The organism is Shewanella sp. 2_MG-2023 (assembly GCF_030548905.1).
Taxonomy (GTDB): domain Bacteria; phylum Pseudomonadota; class Gammaproteobacteria; order Enterobacterales; family Shewanellaceae; genus Shewanella; species Shewanella electrodiphila.
The window spans coordinates 114,929-132,221 of record NZ_JAUOSO010000002.1 but is presented as its reverse complement, the minus strand read 5'-3'; the positions used below and the strand labels follow the sequence as shown (position 1 = coordinate 132,221).

Genomic DNA, 17,293 nt, shown 5'->3' with positions numbered 1-17,293 from the left:
ATCATTTTCAAGAGTATATCAGCAAATTTGATTATGCTGGTCTATCCATTTAATTTATAAAATTGAAATCATTTCACCCTTAACGGAGAAATAATTCCAAGGTTTGATTCACTTTTTCTGCTTGTTCAATATTTGAAAAGTGACCGCTATTAGCAATTTGAAGTAAGCGACTTCCTGTAATGCAGTCTTGCATTAAATAAGCTTCTAGCATTGTGCGTAATTGGTTTTGCTCTCCAATCATAATCAAACAAGGCAGTGAGAATTGTTCTACTAATTCAAGGGTGTCACGCTTATAGAAAGCCAGCGGACTGAATAAGGCGAGTTGCTCTATTTGTGTGGGCGACAAATGAATTAACTTGTTAATGAAAGCTGATTTAGCCGTTGATGTTTGTGAATTAACAAAGAACATATCAGCAATGGTGTTTGCTAGTTGCTCATGACATTGCTTCTGTTCACTGATTTGATCGACCCATGCTTGGTATTTTGCGCAATTCACTTGCGGTTCAAAGCCAATAAAACTATTCGCCATGACTAGTTTTGATATCTGAGCAGGCTTTGCAAGTACCATTTCAGCAGCAATCGCGCTACCCGTTCCATTACCAATCACACAACATTGATGCACATTTAAATAATCAAGTAATGATAAACAATGGTCAGCGATTGTAATAAGAGAGGTTGTACCCGTTGGCATTGAATCTGACTGTCCATGGCTCCACAAATCAACACTAATACAGCGATAGTTTTCAGAAAGTTGAGCGATCTGTGGTTGCCACATCGTGTTGTCAGCTAAAAAACCATGTACAAAAAATAGAACAGGTCCTTGTCCTACATCAGTGAAATGAAGACGTTGAGTGTCGATGCTAAAGCTGTGTGATTTTGGTTGAGTCATGGAGGTCTCTAAAACATTAAAATTAAAAAATCGTAAAACTGATTGAGTCAAAGTGCTTATGATAAATAACCGTTATTACTTTGAATGCGAGTCTACTATCTATTACAGATTAGGTTTCTCTAGAAGGTTATTTGAGTACTTGTTACTTGATTTGGGCGCGCTTGCGACATAAAAAACATAATGCTCGACTAATTTGTCGAGTTGTTTAAGTAGAGCTGATTGTAAAGTGATTTCAGCCTGTGACAAGAGAAGTCTTAATGATTCGGCTCGATATTGTGATAAAAACAACGAAGACTCAGGATAGTAACTGATATGCCAAGCCTCAGGGCTAACACCACTTTGGTCAGGCTGATAAGGTAAGTAGAAACCGAAGCGGGCAGCGTTATCGACTAACCACTGGGCTAATAAGGCGCATGGGCCATTGTCTATGTACTCTGCAGTGACTAATTGTAGCTCTGTTTTACTGATGTTATTGGCATCAAATACATCGATATCAGTTCCCCAATGATGCCGTGATGCACCTGGAAGAGCAGACCAACATAATATTGCATCCACTAATTGCTCATCGGTTAAATTGGCAAAATGTACAGGGTTATTATTGATATCAAGTAACGGGCGTTTCCCTTGTGCCTTGCCATTCCAAATGGCCATTTGACGTTCAAAGTTACGATAAGCAGAACAAATTTGAATATTAATACCGTCACTTTGCGCTTGTTGCTGCATTTTTTTAAACGCAGTAGCAGTCGCTGAGGTCAGTAAAAACTGTTCAAATTGAACAAGGTGTGTCTCATCCAACCCATAAAGGGCTGGATGAGCTATTTCGGTCAGTTGAGCCTTAGATAATTGCTCTATTTGACGAGCTACTCGCAAAGCAGCTTTTCCAATATAGATTCATAGCATAAGGCTAGAATTTCTAAATCAGAGATTTTCACACATTCATTTATTTTATGAATAGTGGCATTGACTGGGCCAAGCTCAATCACTTGTGCACCGGTTGGCGCGATAAAACGTCCATCAGATGTGCCACCTGAGGTTTGCGGGTCAGTTTCATATCCGGTGACATCTAAAATAGCGGCTTTAGTCGCCTCTAATAAAGGCCCATCTCCAGTTAGAAACGGCAAGCCATTAAACACCCAATCAATATCATAATCTAAACCATGGGCATCAAGAATATTAAGGACGCGTTTTATTAGCTCATCTGCAGTCACTTCAGTTGAATATCTGAAGTTAAACATCACCTGCAAATCACCAGGGATTACATTTGATGCGCCAGTACCGCCATTGATGTTAGCGATTTGAAAGCTGGTTGGTGGAAAAAACTCGTTACCATTATCCCAATGCATTTGAGCAAGCTCTGCTAAAGCAGGAGAGGCTTTGTGGATAGGGTTATCAGCTAGGTGTGGATAGGCAACATGGCCTTGGATCCCTTTAACCGTTAAATTCCCCGTTAAACTACCACGTCGGCCATTTTTAACCACATCACCCAGTTTATGAGTTGATGAAGGCTCACCGACTAATGACCAAGTGATTTTTTCATTACGGGCCTCGAGCGTGTCAATGACTCGCGTTGTACCATTAATAAATGGTCCTTCTTCATCACTGGTGATAAGAAATGCAATTGAGCCTTTATGGTCTGGATGCTTAGCTACAAAGCGTTCAGTGGCAACGACCATCGCCGCTAAAGAACCTTTCATATCAGCGGCACCGCGACCATGAATATAATCATCAATGACGGTAGGTTCAAATGGCGGAGTATGCCACTTGCTTAAATCGCCCGTTGGTACAACATCGGTGTGGCCAGCAAAACAAAATACTGGGCTTTCAGTGCCGCGTCTTGCCCACATATTAGTGGTGTCATCAAACACCATAGATTCAATGTTAAACCCTGCGGTTGCCAGTCTGTCAGCCATCAGTTTTTGACAGCCCTCATCAAGTGGAGTGACTGATGGACGAGAGAGTAAATCTTTTGTGAGCGCTAATACTTCTTGTGTCATTACTTAAACCACGCTTGGTAATCGGCAGCTTTAAAGCCAATAAGAATTTGATTGTCTTGAACAAGCACAGGACGTTTGATTAATGTTGGAAACTCCACCATTAATTGCAATGCTTTTTCTTTGGTAATATCAGCTTTTTGATCATCGGTTAAATTTCTAAAACTGGTGCTGCGTTTGTTAAATAGCAATTCCCAGTCTGCAAGTTCAAACCATTGATTAATTATGTCAGCGTTGATCCCTTGTTCACGAAAATCATGAAATGTGAAAGCTTGCTCATCAGCTTCTAACCATTTACGTGCTTTTCGAACGGTATCGCAGTTTTTAATGCCATAAATAACGCTATTACTCATTTTGGTCTTATTTCCTTGGATCTTGTTATTGTGATTTAACCAACTCTGTTTTAATCATTACTTGTTTACAGTTGACTTAAATTCCATTGAAAATTGTAAGGTTTTGCTAAATTTTTTACGCTTATTTTATAAAGCTTTTTACTTATATTGGTTACATAACTCTTTGTTAGTTAAAGCTCTACAGTAAAGATGACATCTTTACCTGCAGTGACTTGTCCTTGTGCTTTTACTAGGTATTGCACATCTTCCATATTGGCCAGTACTACAGGGGTCAACAAACTCTCAACTTGATCGGTTAAGTAGTCTAAGTCAAATTGCAAAATTGGATCGCCCACTTTCACTTGCTGTCCTTCTTCGGCCAAACGTTTAAAACCGTTACCACGAAGTTCAACCGTACCCACACCAAAATGAACAAACAGCTCTAGCCCTTGATGAGACTCAATACTGAATGCGTGATTGGTTTCAAATATTTTTCCTATGGTGCCATCAATTGGCGCTAAAATCAGCTTGCCTGTTGGGTTGATAGCTAATCCATCACCGACAATCTTTTCTGCGAAAACAACGTCGGGGACTTGTTCAATTTCTACTAGGTCGCCAGAAACAGGAGCATAAATTTCGATACCGCCAGTTAAAGCGGGTTGTCCTGAAATAAGTCGGCGTATACGGCTTAAAAATCCCATGAGATATAGCCTCTTTTTATAATGTTTTTATGGTTTTATTCTAGTGTTGTCTGATTTTTTTATAAACAATAAATATTGAAAAATACTAAATAAAGTCAAATTAACTGAATAACTGGTTTAATTGTTCTATGTGACTAAAGCCTAAAGCTTGCTGTGCTTGTCGGTAAAATTGCTGATATTGGCCATTACAGATAGTGGCCTTAACGTCTAATAAGCTTGCGGTGTTAACACTTAGCTCATCAATTCCTAGACCGACCAATAAGCTAATTAGTTTCGTATCACTGGCTAATTCCCCACACAAACACACTTTGATTTGATGAATTTTACAGGTATCAACGGCCATCTTTATCAAGCGGATCATTGCAGGAGAGACGGGAGGGTAATCTTTTACAAGTTCAGGATTCCCCCTGTCAGCGGCTAAGGTATATTGAGTTAAGTCATTGCTACCAATACTAATAAAGTCTAACTTAGGTAAAAGGTGAGGTAAGTTAAGTACCGCTGCAGGTGTTTCAACCATGATACCAACATTGAGCTCTCCAAAGCCTTTTTCTTCTTCTACAAGTTGTTGCTTACACCAATCAATGAGTTCAAAAGCTTGTTCTAGCTCTTCTATTTGGTTCACCATTGGAAATAATAAACGGATTCGACCATGGTTTGCGGCGCGCAGTACAGCTTTAATTTGTGTAGTAAATAACGTTTGATGTTGAAGGCTGTAGCGGATCCCACGAACGCCCAATGCTGGGTTATCTTCGTATTGTTGACTCAAGCAAGGAATTTCTTTATCTGCGCCGATATCAAACGTACGAATAGTGAGGACTTTTCCATTGAGGCTATGTAATGCATCACAATATTGTTGATATTGTTGTTTTTCATTGGGAACAGAATCAACTTGCATCAATAGAAACTCAGTTCTGAACAATCCAATACCCGCAGCGCCGCTGTGCTCAATTTGGGTAATGTCATTCATGCTACTGACATTGGCAAGTAAACAAACAGGGTGTCCATCACGGGTAACACTGGGCTTATCGACGTATTGTAATAATGCATCACGTCGTTTTGATTCCTGCTCTGATTTCTGCTGTAGAAGCTGCTGAGTATCAGGCGCAGGATTGATATGAAGCTCACCACTAATCGCATCGAGAATTAACGGGCTACCATCTAGAATATCATGAGTATTAAACTGGCAACTGAGTAAAGCAGGTATGCCTGCCGCTTTGGCTAAAATGGCAGTGTGACTGGTTAACCCACCCGTTTGAAGCACGATACCTTTAATTTTATTTAACGGAATGGTAGCAAATTCAGCAGGTGTAATGTCTTCAGCCAGTAAAATACTGTTGTCGGTAAGCTTTGATACATCCCATTGCAAGGTGCCGTTAACGGCTGACATTAGTCGCTTGCCTAAACAAAGCACGTCATTGCTTCGATTAGCCATGTAAGGATCGTCGAGTTGGGCTAACTCTTCTGCATGCTGTGCAAAAATTCGTTCAACTGAAACGACCGCAGAAAATCTAAAACGGGTAATATAATTTTTGAGCTGCTCAGCTAAATCATCATCTTCGAGCAGCATGATATCAGCATCAATTAAATGAAAATGCTCACTATCGGGTTCTATCTGTGTTTGGCAATGGCTCAAATGACTGGTTAGAAAGCGAATGGCTTTCGTGGCTTTTTCACACTCTTTAGCAATGTCGGCAACAGGAAGTAAACGGTAATCTACCGTTTGGTTATGCAGGTTAATATGAACTGCTTGACCGAATGCAATTCCGGGGGAGACAACAATACCTGTTACTGCCATAAGCCTTCCTGTTAGCTAAGTGTGATAAGTAATTCAGAGACAGTTTCTACTGCTTTTTCAGCCTGTTCTCCGTCAGCAAATACCTTAACAGATTGACCTTGATATAACCCTAATGTTTGTAATTTAAACAAACTTTTGGCACTTGCTTGTTTACCATTACATTCGACAATGACGTCGCAGTCAAAGTTTTTTGCGGCTTTGACTAATAAAGCTGCTGGGCGGGTGTGGATTCCGTGGGGTGCAATAATGGTAACGGTTTTTTCGTACATCTAAGCTAACTCGTTCATAAATAATAGTCAGAATAATACCGTAAACCATGGATTGCTAACAGTGAGTTTATGTTATTACTGAGCTTTGGAAGTTAAATATGATTCATCTAGCGAAGCAGTATGCGTGAGCAAAATCACTCACGCATAAAAGCTGAACAAAATTAGAGAGATAAGATTAGTTAGTTTTGAATTGGCTTAAATTTTCAGTAACGCTCTGGCTAATGGTTTGTAGTGATTGCGCTGCTTCAGAGTTCGTTTCGTTAGTTCTGACTGCAATTTCAGTTAATTCAGAAATAGTGGTGATATTGCGGTTGATTTCTTCGGTAACTTGAGACTGTTCTTCTGTTGCACTCGCCAGCTGGGTATTCATGTCACTGATATTAGCAATGACGGCTAAAATTTCAGTCATCGCTTCTTGTGACCGAATCGCTTTAGTTTGTAACTGAATAGATTGTTCTTGGGTTTCAGTGTTGCTCTTAATCACGAGTTCAACGCCATCGTGAATATTAGTAATGATTTTATTGATCTCATTGGTTGAAGCCTGTGTGCGAGTGGCAAGGGCCCTAACTTCATCAGCAACAACTGCGAACCCGCGGCCATATTCTCCAGCACGTGCCGCTTCAATTGCTGCGTTCAACGCCAGTAAGTTGGTTTGATCAGCAATTCCGCCAATGGTGTCTAAGATTGAACTGATTTCAACTGATGATTTGCCTAAGTCATGGGTGACATTTTCTGCATTTTTTAGCTCAGTGACTAATAAATCCGTTTCGTGTACGGTTTCTTGCATAAAGGCATGTGACTGCTGAGCTTGCTGTTTCACATTGTTGGCGCCATCAGCTGCTTGATAAGTGTTTTGCGCCATATCATGGGTTGTTGCAAGCATTTGATTTACTGCTGTGGCAACACTTTGGGTTTCACTGTGGATTAATTCTGCGCTTTGATTTGACTCTTCAACGGCGACTAAAAGCTGCTGCGCATCGGTATCAAGTTCTTTGCCTAATGGTTTTAGTTCTGATACTACAGCGGAAATTTTAATCACAAAATCATTAAAGGCATCAGCCATTTTGGCCACTTCATCTTTTCCACTATTATCTAAACGTTTAGATAAATCGCCTTCGCCTTTTGCGATGTCTTCCATTGCTTCAATAGCAGCGTTAATTGGCGATGTGATAGAAATATTCAGTAGTACAAAAAAGCCAAAGATAGGAATAGAAATCAGCATCATGATGATCAGATAATTAATCACTACACTGCCCATGCTGTCTATGACATCACTGGAACTGCCATGCGCAATAATAGTCCAACCCCATTCAGGGTAGTATTCCGAACCCGCTAAAATCGTTTCTACACTATTCGTTGATGATAAATTGCCTTGGTATTCAGATTGGCCTTTGGTCATTCTTCTAGCATTACTGACAAGCTCTATCAAAGGCTTCGTTCCGTCAGCAGCAATATAACTGTCAGATGAACGTCCTTCTAACATGGTATTTTCAGGAAAACTGATAATGACGTTATTTTGGTCAACAACAATGTAAGATTCATTCGTGCCATAACGTAAATCTGCTATTACTGATAAGGCTTGTTGTTTTATTTCTTCTGCATCAGTTTGTTGATTACTTTGGCGGGTTAATGCATTGAGAAGGGAAGTCGCGGTGGACACTTGCGCTTCAATTTGAACCTTCTTTTGATTGATGAGGTTGTTGTACTGTTCATTAATAGAAAAACTGGCAAAACATACGGTTCCTATTGCCGCGAGAGCTAACATTATGATGAGACGTTTCAAGATAGTTAATTGTCTGAGGAAGGCGATCATAGGTACTCTTTAAAATTTTTCAGCAATGTATTTTGCAAATATAGACAGTTTTAGTTCTAGAAAGAACATCTTATTAGTAGAAGTGTGATCAGCTGATATAAATTTACAAAATGATACATATAGTGAGTGTTTTCAAGCACTATGACCAACTTTAGAAAAGCTTAACTATCAAACTGTTAATGCGAAGTATGTTATGTGTGTTTTTTATTTTTGCTAATGAGTTGTTTTGGCTTTGATTTATTATTCGATAAGCCTCAGAATGAAGGAAAAGTAAAACTAGGTAATATATTGTTATGAATTCAGTCCAAATTGTTACAACAGATGACATCCTACTCAAATTATGTCATTCCGTTTCCCACGTTCTTTCAAGCACCAGTGACAGCCAAGTGACCCATGCTGGTATGGTGCAGAATATTACTCGTACTTGTTTAAAACCTGACTTAGGTTGCTTTTCGATATTTGACGGTGGTTTTTCTGGCTTAGTGGTTATCAATTTTTCAAAAGAAGCTGCCATAGAGATTTATCGCAGATACATGATTAACATGGGAATGCCTGAATCTGAGCTCGCTTTTTCACACACATCAGATGATGTTGGAAACGTAATGGGTGAGTTGATGAATCAAATACTGGGTGATTTCATCAAAACAATTTCAAAAGAATTACAAACATCAATCAGCCAAAGTCAGCCAAAAATGTTAACTATCAATAAAGAGTTAACGATATCGATTGATACTAATTTAGATGAAGCAGTATCAAGAAGAGTGTCATTTAAAACAGCTGATAATCATATATTTTATCTAGAGTTTGCCATGGATAAAACAGAATTCATTATGCTGAAAGAGTTTGAATTAGATGAAGAATTTGATCCTGATTCATTGATTGAAGCACATGGCAGTAACAATCAATCTAAAACGGCGACTAAAAAAGATGCGCCAGTCATAGTTGCAGACGATGCTGATGATTTATTGAATGAGTTAGGTTTATAAATTAAAACGGTGAAAACTGTCGTTATTTTAGGTATAAACAAGGTGTGAGTACCTAAAATAACTATAAAAAGGCCTGATGCTAATATGACATCTAAAGCTACTTCCATCGACATCGCTTACCGAGCCGGTGTTTCGCAATCGACGGTTTCTCGCGCATTGAGAAATAGTCCCTTAGTTAACCTCGAAACAAGGCAACGAATTCAAGCCATTGCCAAAGAGCTTAATTACAAAGTCGATAAAAACGCCAGCAATTTACGGACTCAAAATAGCCACACTTTGGCGTTGTTGATCTGTGAAGATCCCACTAATGATGAATCATTAATTAACCCATTTTTCCTGTCTATGCTTGGCTCGATAACCAGAGCAACCGCTCAGCAGGGTTATGACTTATTGGTTTCTTTTCAGCAACTATCCAGTGATTGGCATGCTGACTATGAGGATAGTAATAAGGCCGATGGCATCATATTACTGGGCTACGGTGACTATGTAGATTATGAACATAAGTTACAAAAATTATTAGAGCAAAATACCCATTTCATCATTTGGGGCGCTGAGCATAACAATAAAGAAGTGCTCTCCATTGGTTGTGACAACCATCAAGGCGGCGTGATAGCCACTGAACATATTATATCGCTTGGATTGAATAAAATTGCTTTTTTAGGCGATGCATCTGAACACAGCCCTGAATTTCGAGACCGCTATTTAGGTCATGCAGAGGTTTTGAAAAAAGTGGGTATTAAACTGAATAAAAAATGTCAGTTTGATGCTATCAGTACCGAAAGTTCAGGCTTTGATGCTGCAATGAAATTATTGGATAGTGGCCATGAGTTTGACTCTATTTTCGCTGCCAGTGACTTGATTGCTATTGGAGCAATTCGTGCACTTAAAAAACGCGGTGTTAGAGTGCCAGAAGATATTGCTGTCGTAGGTTATGATGACATCCCAGTCGCAAGCTTTGCTAATCCATCTCTCACCACGGTTAAGCAAAATACTAAACTTGCTGGTGAAATTTTAGTTGAAAGTTTATTAAAGCTCATACGCGGAAAAGAAGTGGGGCCACAGCTGATACCTACCAATATGGTTGTAAGACATTCTTGCGGCAGTAACCCAGAGGCAGACAATTAGATTTTCTGTTGTAATAAATTGATATCTATTAATTGGATTTACATGGTCATGCCAATATATAAAGCCGATTACCTTTAAAAGTGACGGCTTTGTTTGCATCGATATGAAGAGATGGTTTATCCAGTTAAATAACCTTAACTTCATGACTACTTTGTAATGAGAGTTAACCTTAGTCATTATGGATAATGCTTTGAATCAAGATACTATACGCCCAAATAGAGTTAACACTTTACACCTTCATTTATCGATATATCTTGGTTTAAACCGTCTCGTATACAAAACTAAATTATTGATAGCGTTTATCCTATTAAGCCTCATTGCCTTTCAAGTTAAATCGCAAGATTTAGAGCCTCGCAGTTATACCAATATCCCGATCGACATGCATTTTATGGCAGCAGGCTATCTGCACTCTGAAGGCGCATTGTCTCCATCTCCATCTGTTCCTTTAAAAGATGCTCATCTAACATTGGATGCAGCAGTGTTAGGTTATGCCCATTCATTTGGCTTAGCAGGCAATTCTTCAAAATTTGATATGTCATTATCGCGTATCTGCATGAAAGGGTCTGCTGATTATCAAAATGAAATTGTGACAGCTGATCGTTGTGGCTATGGCGATCCTAAAGTGAGGTTAACATGGAACTTTTACGGTGCTCCAGCGGTTGAAGCAAAAGATTTTGCAAAGTATCAGCAAGGCTTAGTCATCGGTAGCAGTTTACAGGTTAGCCTTCCCATTGGTACTTATGACGAAACTAAGTTAATCAATGCTGGAGCCAACCAATGGGTCTTTAGACCAGGCATAGGAATGTCCTATCGCATTGGTGATTGGTATTACAGTGCAATGACATCGATTCGTTTATACAGTGATAATGATGAATTTTATAATCAAGTGCAGCTAAGCAAGCAAGCCCAATATACTTTTCAGGGGCATATTATTTACAGTATTGCACGTGGACAATGGCTGTCGTTAAGTGGCAATTACTTCATCGGTGGTGAAACCAGTAAAAATGGTATTGATGCCGATGATGACCAAGAAAATTCACGATTCGGATTAACATATTCATTAGCATTTAATCGTCATCACAGTATGAAATTGTATGCGAGCACAGGTGTAATAACCCGCATCGGCAATGATTTTGATACCTTAGGCTTAGTATGGCAGTACGCCTTTTAACACGCGTACAAAGCAATGAAGCAAAATGATAATAATTAACCGTTAACAAGGAAAGCATATGGCTGGTGCAAGTTTACTAATGTTGTTGGATGATATCGCTGCAATATTAGATGATGTTGCTGCTATGAGTAAAATTGCTGCAAGAAAGACTGCAGGGGTGTTAGGTGATGATTTAGCCCTCAATGCTCAGCAAGTCTCAGGTGTTGCATCAGAACGTGAATTACCGGTTGTTTGGGCTGTAGCGAAAGGCTCATTCATGAATAAGTTAATCCTTGTACCTGCAGCCTTATTAATTAGTGCATTTATGCCGTGGGCGATTACGCCTTTGTTGATGTTTGGCGGGCTTTTTTTATGTTTTGAAGGATTCGAGAAAATTTATCACTCCTATGTTCACCGAAAAGATAAAAAGTCCGAAATATCAGAAAAAGAAATTATCCAGAAGTCTGAGCAAGACATTAAGGCGTTTGAGAAGAAAAAGGTCAAAGGCGCAATCAGAACGGATTTTGTTTTATCTGCTGAGATTATTGCGATTAGTTTAGGTGTAGTCGCACAAAGCAGTTTGTTAAGCCAGTTTCTTACCTTAAGCGTGATTGCGATCATTATGACTGTTGGGGTATATGGTTTGGTGGCGGGTATCGTCAAAATTGATGACTTGGGACTTTATCTAACTCAACGAAAAGGTGAAGGGCCGCTGGTTGCCGTTTGGCATAAAATAGGTTTTGGTTTGCTAACTTCAGCGCCTTATTTAATGAAAGGGTTAACGATTGTGGGCACGATTGCCATGTTTATGGTGGGGGGCGGTATTCTCACTCATGGCATTCATGCCATAAGTGCTCAGATAACCAATATTGCCCTCATGGTGAGTGACATAGCTTATTTAGGTGGATTACTAGCAGCGCTAACGCCGAGTCTGTTAAATGCGATATTTGGCGTAATAGCAGGGGCAATTGCAGTCATGACGATGACTGCAATAACAAAACTCAGAAGTTAATAAAAAGCTTGGCTTGAGTTTACAGTCTCAGCCGTGAGCCTTTATATTGGATTGAGCAAGGACTTCTTGGCCGTCATAACAACAGCTTCCTTTGAACTGCTTTGCTTTGTACATGTATTGGTCTGCTCGCTTAATTAAACTGTCTCTTGATCTGGCTTGAAAAGGAAAATAACTGACTCCCATACTTGTCGTAATTGACAATTTATTACCATTAAACTCAATCGGTTGGCTTACTGAGTCAAGAATTGATTGCGCTTTGTGACCGATTTGATCAAAATCTTCAATAGTCCCTAAACAGACTAAAAATTCATCGCCGCCAAGGCGGCCAACAATATCAGCTTTACGGGTACATTCTTGTAAGCGATGAGCCACTTGCTGTAATACCGTATCACCCGCATCGTGACCTATTGAATCGTTAATAATTTTAAAGTTATCGATATCGAGAAAAAATAAAGCCACTTTACTACCTGATATATGGGCATCATTAATCACGTTATCTAAGGCTCTTTCTAGTGCTCTGCGATTCATTAAGCCCGTTAAATGATCTTTTTCAGATAACACTAACAGTTGTTGTTTTTGCTTTTCCAGTTCACTGGTTTGTCTGTTCACTTCTTGTTCTAATTCTTGTTTTGAAACCATAGTGGTTTCAAACTTTTTGGTCATCTGATTAAAAAATGAAGCGAGCAAGCGAAACTCTTCATCTAAGTTTTTAGCATCTATTTTATGATTTATTTCTCCTTTTGAGAGTGCATGAATCCCTAATTTCATTCTATTGAAACCAATTTTAAAGCGTTGGTATATCGAGAAGTTCATCGCCAACACTATAATTGCAGCTAAGATCAACCCAAGGGAGGAGTACAACATGACAGATGTAATTGCGATTTGATTACTGTCTAAAGTTGTTTGATTTAAATAAGCGACTTCTTCTGACATGTTCTCAATCAATATATTATATCGGTAGCGTAATAATTGCTGAGCTTGAGTGACATGGCTATTTCCTGAGGTGCTAGATTGTGATGAAAGGGCTTGCTCTTGTGTTAGCAAAGATCCCATATCGTCAGTTAACTTTTGAAGGTTAAACACACTCTGTGTATAGATGTTTTGTGTTATTAACAACTGAGATAAAGATTCATGAGATAAAACGACTTGTTGTAAACTGGCTTGATCTTGCCGATGCGAAAACAACCACAACTGGCTACGTAAGGCATCAATATTCTCCTGTAAATCTGAAAAATAGCGCAGCGTCTCAGTGGTTTTATGTTGAGCAGAGTGGATTTTTAAAAATGAAAAACTGAGCAACAAGGTAAAAATAAAACTAATGCAGAGCAGAATAATCAGTTTTCCATTAATGGACTTTACCATGATACTTCCTTGGAACTTTTTGCTTGTTCAAATGGCTGTTTGTAAATGACATCACGAAATTCTGGCTCTTTACCTTTGACTAAGCCCTGTTGCTTAGCCCAGTGGGATTGGGTTTGTAAACTCGACAAAAGTGAGTTGCCAATAGACAACCTAAAAATATAATCATTCCATGACCATTTTATCTGATTTAGCGGAACATCTAAGTGTTTGGCCACTATCACCATAGCAGTCTCAGGGTGTTGATTAATCCATTGAATTGCTTGTTCCAGTACATCAATGATGACAGCAGTTTGAGCTGTTTTCGTTGATGACGATGGGCTAAAATACGATTTTTTGGATATTAGGTTAAAACTGAGCTGATAAATCCCCTGAATGCCTAGATTGGTTATCGTATTATTGGTCAGCATTTTTACTTGATATCCGTATGGCTCCCATATTGAAATAGCATCGACTTGACGGGTGATTAAAGCATCGACCAACGCTTTTGGTGAAAGGTAGACTTTTTCGATATCGCGCTTATTACCTCCTTGAGCAACCAATAAAGTATCGAAATAATATTCACTGGCACTGCCTTTGACGATGCCGACTTTTCTAAGGTTATTGTTGCTATTGCTATTGCTATTGCTATTGCTCTCTGCACTGATTGATGAGCTTTCTTTAATCGTTAAATTTTCATTAAGAGTTAATAACTTTAAATCGTTTGAAGACTGCACAAAACTGGTTAGTAAGGCGATGTCATGGGTTTGATAGCTTTTAAACATCACTACAGATTCTGAAGCCGTTGCAAAATCAACCTGATCGTTAATTAACGCTTCACTGCACTCAACGCCGCCAAAACACGCTATAAGTTCAACATCAAGGTTTGCTTTTTCGAATAATGATAAGTGTTCAGCAATAATAAATGGCGCACTGAGTGGGGTTTGTGAAACGCCAATTTTGAAGGGGTTTTCTTCAGTTTGAGTTGCCACTTTTGTGGGTGATAGCAGGAGTATTAGTGAAAGGGTGACACAGCTAATGAAAAGGATGGCCAACTTGATAGAACCTTTATTTTTTCTAACGTTATTGAGCAGGCTGTTCAAAGTCCGATCCTTAGACAAATTATTCACTTAAGGTTAATTCTAGATTAAGTATTAATTTTTGTAGGGTTATTTAGTTAATATTTTTAGTATTGATATCAATAGCGTTAAAAACAACTGTGTAAGTGCTTAATACAATGTCATTTGAAAAGCATAAAAAAGGCCACTTAAAGTGGCCTTTACTGACGTCTTAACAAGACTAGTTACATCGTATTACAGCAAGAGTAATACTCAAGATTACTGGTTTAGTTTTTCTGCAACTACAGGGTAGAAGTCCCAAACTGCTTTATCAGTCATAGAACGTACGAGTTTAACGTACTCAGCATGCGTCCAAGCAAGTGGTGTCGCCGAGTTAGTGCCTTGGCCCATTTCATAGTTGTATCGTGTTGAGTTACCCACACCATCCCAAGCTTGTTCTGGTAGCATTAATCCTTCATTAGCAAAGGTTTCCATACCTTGAACGTATGTATTGATCAACTGCTGATGCACTTCAGGTGTCAAGGTGTCGGTAGATTTTGCTAATGCGAGTTCATAATGTCCGCGTTCACCAGTAAAGAAAGGCCATACACGACCACGTTGATCTTCGGTATTGCCTTTCTCTGCATAACTCAGACCCGTGGTGATATCTTCACCGTAACCATCATTACCATAGCGTCTATAACCAGGTATTTTGCTGCCATCTTTAGCGGTAAACTCATACTTAACTCGCAAGTTATGCTCAAGTTCAGTGTCATCAATTAGCATCACACTATTTTGAATGACGCTGTCGTTAGCATTCTTAACGCCATATCGGACTAACTCTAAGAAACCACCATCCAAAATAGTACGCTGATCTAACCCTGGCTTACCATTGTTATCCAGTAGCTTGTCATCATTATTCGGATTACCATTTGGACTAATACGCACATAATAAGGCTTATTGTCTTTCGCTAATTCACCGTTATTAGTGACCATGGTGCTTTCAAGACTGGCTTCAAGTTTCTTAGCAATAGCTAAGTATTCTTCGGCTTCGCCATCTTTAGCAAGTTTGCCTAAATCACTCGCAGCAACGAGCCCGGCAATGACTGCCGCTGTGGTTGAAGGTGAGAATCCAGCTTGTTCTTCCCAGCGTTCTTGTTGAGTACTTGGCGGGATAATTTCGGTGTTATTCCAGTCGAGTTTCACTTTGCCGCCTGTGACTAAAAACTCTGCCGCAGGTTTTAACATTTCTTGATACCACTGAGTAATTTCGGTATCGGTTAACACGCCAGCTTGCCATAATTTCCAACCCAACATGATTGGCATGGCGGTTTGGTCTAGTTGTACTCCGACCCATTCAATCTCGCCATCCACATGGGTTTTTTGTAAGAACCAACCAGGGGTACCGACGTATTCAGGTGTTTGTTGACTGACCTGAACCTTTTTTAAGTATTCAAAGGCTACTTTTGGTGTTTCAGTATCGCCCATCGCAAGAAATGCCATTGCGCATTGATAGAAATCACGCGGCCATACAGCTTTATAACCAGTACTACCGACTTTTGCCGAAACTGAGTCGCCCCAAGGGTTTGATAGCGAAGCGATTAAAGCTCCTGCATGGGTTTTATCTTCCTGAGCTTTTAGTACAAGTGCGCTGGTATAGAGAAGTTGTCCATCATCTGTTGTGTTTGCGCTCATTGCATTAATTGCAGGTAGTGAGGCTAAATAATCTTTCCAACCTGTGTGTTTGTCGTTGCCCAAATAGGCACTTAAGACTTTGTCATAACCCGTCGCTAATGTTGCATCTGTATTGGCTAAACTGCTTTGCTTATCAGCGCCAAAACCGATGGCTACATTCATCTCAAGGGTATTACTGACTTGAGCTTTATTGAGGGTTGGATATTGCGCTGTAAGGGCAACGTTACCCGCTGAAGCTTTATCGGCGCTAGTACTGCTATACAGACTATCTAACTTTCCATTGTCTTTTAAATCACTTAAACCATCAGATGTGCCAACAAAACCAGCGCTCGCCTGGGTGAAAGCAACATCAGATTTAATCGTCATCACTGATGATTCAGCCTTATCGGTGAATGCAACCAATGCTTGTTCTTCAATGACTGCAATGTCATTTGCGCCGCTGTTATCAATATGGGGGTTAGCGTAAAGGTGGGGGGTGATGCCATCTGCATAGGCAGTAAAAATAACTTTCATCATCATACTGTCGCGGTTTGGATCAGTAAAAAAGTGCTTTTCTATTTGATATTGGCCATTTTTGGCTTTGTTAGTCACTTTGTAAGCTAACGAAAGTGGACGTCCTTGCTCATCTTGATGAAGGTATTCAATGGTACTGATGGTGTCTTCTTTTTCTGTATCAACAAAACCTTCACCCGTTACGATGAATTGCATTTCTTTAAGCTGTGCATTATGGATCATGCCATACATGGTTTCAGTTAAAATACCTTGTGCTAACGAGAACCATACTTTACTGACTGGGTTTTCTGCACTGCTTTGGTATTGGCCATCGACATAAGGCTCATAAGAAGTACCAATACCCGTTTTACCTGAGAATGCCCAAGTAGGATCGATACCAGGTGCACCAGGTGCACTGCTGTTTATTGTCGTGGTTGTTTCCTTAGCCTTGCTAGTACCTGTGTCGGTAGTACTGGTATCAGAGCATGCGGTTAACGCAAAGATTGAAGCACCGATAACCGCAGCATTGACTGCATGAGCGATGACTGATTTTTTATGTGTAGTCTTGTGTAATACGGTTTTCATTTATGACTATCCCCAAATTAAATTTTTATTTTTATCAAACTGTTATTAACTTATTTGTAATT

General features: G+C 39.5%; 15 protein-coding genes. 4 read left to right on the top strand and 11 right to left on the bottom strand.

The window, feature by feature from the left end; genetic code table 11:
- Nucleotides 1–79: 79 nt before the first annotated feature.
- From Q4600_RS02850 to Q4600_RS02815, 8 genes are all read right to left on the bottom strand, one after another.
- Nucleotides 80–889 carry an alpha/beta fold hydrolase gene (locus Q4600_RS02850; RefSeq protein WP_303514379.1) on the bottom strand — a complete coding sequence of 270 codons (810 nt, stop codon included), beginning with the start codon at nucleotides 887–889 and terminating at the stop codon, nucleotides 80–82.
- A 102-nt stretch (nucleotides 890–991) separates the two neighbouring features.
- Nucleotides 992–1,759: a M15 family metallopeptidase gene (locus Q4600_RS02845; protein WP_303514381.1), complete on the bottom strand. Its 768-nt coding sequence runs from the start codon at nucleotides 1,757–1,759 to the stop codon at nucleotides 992–994.
- Nucleotides 1,750–2,883 (bottom strand): succinyl-diaminopimelate desuccinylase, encoded by a 1,134-nt coding sequence (gene dapE, locus Q4600_RS02840; RefSeq protein WP_102526220.1) that lies wholly within the window; start codon nucleotides 2,881–2,883, stop codon nucleotides 1,750–1,752. Before dapE ends, Q4600_RS02845 begins: the two co-directional genes overlap by 10 nt.
- Nucleotides 2,883–3,233, bottom strand: a complete 351-nt coding sequence (locus Q4600_RS02835) for an arsenate reductase (protein WP_102526219.1) — start codon at nucleotides 3,231–3,233, stop codon at nucleotides 2,883–2,885. Before Q4600_RS02835 ends, dapE begins: the two co-directional genes overlap by 1 nt.
- Before the next feature lie 170 nt (nucleotides 3,234–3,403).
- Nucleotides 3,404–3,913: a PTS glucose transporter subunit IIA gene (crr, locus tag Q4600_RS02830; RefSeq protein ID WP_102526218.1), complete on the bottom strand. Its 510-nt coding sequence runs from the start codon at nucleotides 3,911–3,913 to the stop codon at nucleotides 3,404–3,406.
- Nucleotides 3,914–4,013: 100 nt separating this feature from the next.
- Complete coding sequence (ptsP, locus tag Q4600_RS02825; protein WP_229369563.1) at nucleotides 4,014–5,708, bottom strand: phosphoenolpyruvate--protein phosphotransferase; 1,695 nt, start codon at nucleotides 5,706–5,708, stop codon at nucleotides 4,014–4,016.
- 11 nt (nucleotides 5,709–5,719) lie between these two features.
- Nucleotides 5,720–5,977: an HPr family phosphocarrier protein gene (locus Q4600_RS02820; RefSeq protein ID WP_102526216.1), complete on the bottom strand. Its 258-nt coding sequence runs from the start codon at nucleotides 5,975–5,977 to the stop codon at nucleotides 5,720–5,722.
- Between the two features lie 175 nt (nucleotides 5,978–6,152).
- Nucleotides 6,153–7,790 carry a methyl-accepting chemotaxis protein gene (locus Q4600_RS02815; protein ID WP_303514385.1) on the bottom strand — a complete coding sequence of 546 codons (1,638 nt, stop codon included), beginning with the start codon at nucleotides 7,788–7,790 and terminating at the stop codon, nucleotides 6,153–6,155.
- Between the two features lie 293 nt (nucleotides 7,791–8,083).
- Here Q4600_RS02815 and Q4600_RS02810 point away from each other — a divergent pair, with 293 nt between their 5' ends.
- From Q4600_RS02810 to Q4600_RS02795, 4 genes are all read left to right on the top strand, one after another.
- Nucleotides 8,084–8,776, top strand: a complete 693-nt coding sequence (locus Q4600_RS02810) for a DUF3334 family protein (protein ID WP_102526214.1) — start codon at nucleotides 8,084–8,086, stop codon at nucleotides 8,774–8,776.
- 84 nt (nucleotides 8,777–8,860) lie between these two features.
- Nucleotides 8,861–9,901 carry a LacI family DNA-binding transcriptional regulator gene (locus Q4600_RS02805; RefSeq protein WP_102526213.1) on the top strand — a complete coding sequence of 347 codons (1,041 nt, stop codon included), beginning with the start codon at nucleotides 8,861–8,863 and terminating at the stop codon, nucleotides 9,899–9,901.
- Nucleotides 9,902–10,091: 190 nt separating this feature from the next.
- Nucleotides 10,092–11,072, top strand: a complete 981-nt coding sequence (locus Q4600_RS02800) for a transporter (RefSeq protein WP_303514391.1) — start codon at nucleotides 10,092–10,094, stop codon at nucleotides 11,070–11,072.
- 58 nt (nucleotides 11,073–11,130) lie between these two features.
- Nucleotides 11,131–12,063, top strand: coding sequence for a DUF808 domain-containing protein (locus tag Q4600_RS02795; protein ID WP_303514394.1), 933 nt, complete (start codon nucleotides 11,131–11,133; stop codon nucleotides 12,061–12,063).
- Nucleotides 12,064–12,090: 27 nt separating this feature from the next.
- Here the strand turns inward: Q4600_RS02795 and Q4600_RS02790 are convergent, their stop codons facing one another.
- From Q4600_RS02790 to Q4600_RS02780, 3 genes are all read right to left on the bottom strand, one after another.
- Nucleotides 12,091–13,425 (bottom strand): diguanylate cyclase, encoded by a 1,335-nt coding sequence (locus Q4600_RS02790; RefSeq protein WP_303514397.1) that lies wholly within the window; start codon nucleotides 13,423–13,425, stop codon nucleotides 12,091–12,093.
- Complete coding sequence (locus tag Q4600_RS02785) at nucleotides 13,419–14,504, bottom strand: ABC transporter substrate-binding protein (protein ID WP_303514400.1); 1,086 nt, start codon at nucleotides 14,502–14,504, stop codon at nucleotides 13,419–13,421. The genes Q4600_RS02790 and Q4600_RS02785 overlap by 7 nt, the downstream gene beginning before the upstream one ends.
- A gap of 234 nt (nucleotides 14,505–14,738) precedes the next feature.
- Nucleotides 14,739–17,231 (bottom strand): glucan 1,4-alpha-glucosidase, encoded by a 2,493-nt coding sequence (locus tag Q4600_RS02780; protein WP_303514403.1) that lies wholly within the window; start codon nucleotides 17,229–17,231, stop codon nucleotides 14,739–14,741.
- Between the last annotated feature and the right edge of the window lie 62 nt (nucleotides 17,232–17,293).

Bases quoted from the DNA above. Each gene is read 5' to 3' on its own strand.
- Q4600_RS02815 (WP_303514385.1), bottom strand. From the start codon at position 7,790: ATGATCGCCTTCCTCAGACAATTAACTATCTTGAAACGTCTCATCATA.
- Q4600_RS02780 (WP_303514403.1), bottom strand. From the start codon at position 17,231: ATGAAAACCGTATTACACAAGACTACACATAAAAAATCAGTCATCGCT.
- dapE (WP_102526220.1), bottom strand. From the start codon at position 2,883: ATGACACAAGAAGTATTAGCGCTCACAAAAGATTTACTCTCTCGTCCA.
- Q4600_RS02810 (WP_102526214.1), top strand. From the start codon at position 8,084: ATGAATTCAGTCCAAATTGTTACAACAGATGACATCCTACTCAAATTA.
- Q4600_RS02795 (WP_303514394.1), top strand. From the start codon at position 11,131: ATGGCTGGTGCAAGTTTACTAATGTTGTTGGATGATATCGCTGCAATA.
- Q4600_RS02850 (WP_303514379.1), bottom strand. From the start codon at position 889: ATGACTCAACCAAAATCACACAGCTTTAGCATCGACACTCAACGTCTT.
- ptsP (WP_229369563.1), bottom strand. From the start codon at position 5,708: ATGGCAGTAACAGGTATTGTTGTCTCCCCCGGAATTGCATTCGGTCAA.
- Q4600_RS02835 (WP_102526219.1), bottom strand. From the start codon at position 3,233: ATGAGTAATAGCGTTATTTATGGCATTAAAAACTGCGATACCGTTCGA.
- Q4600_RS02790 (WP_303514397.1), bottom strand. From the start codon at position 13,425: ATGGTAAAGTCCATTAATGGAAAACTGATTATTCTGCTCTGCATTAGT.
- Q4600_RS02820 (WP_102526216.1), bottom strand. From the start codon at position 5,977: ATGTACGAAAAAACCGTTACCATTATTGCACCCCACGGAATCCACACC.
- Q4600_RS02805 (WP_102526213.1), top strand. From the start codon at position 8,861: ATGACATCTAAAGCTACTTCCATCGACATCGCTTACCGAGCCGGTGTT.
- crr (WP_102526218.1), bottom strand. From the start codon at position 3,913: ATGGGATTTTTAAGCCGTATACGCCGACTTATTTCAGGACAACCCGCT.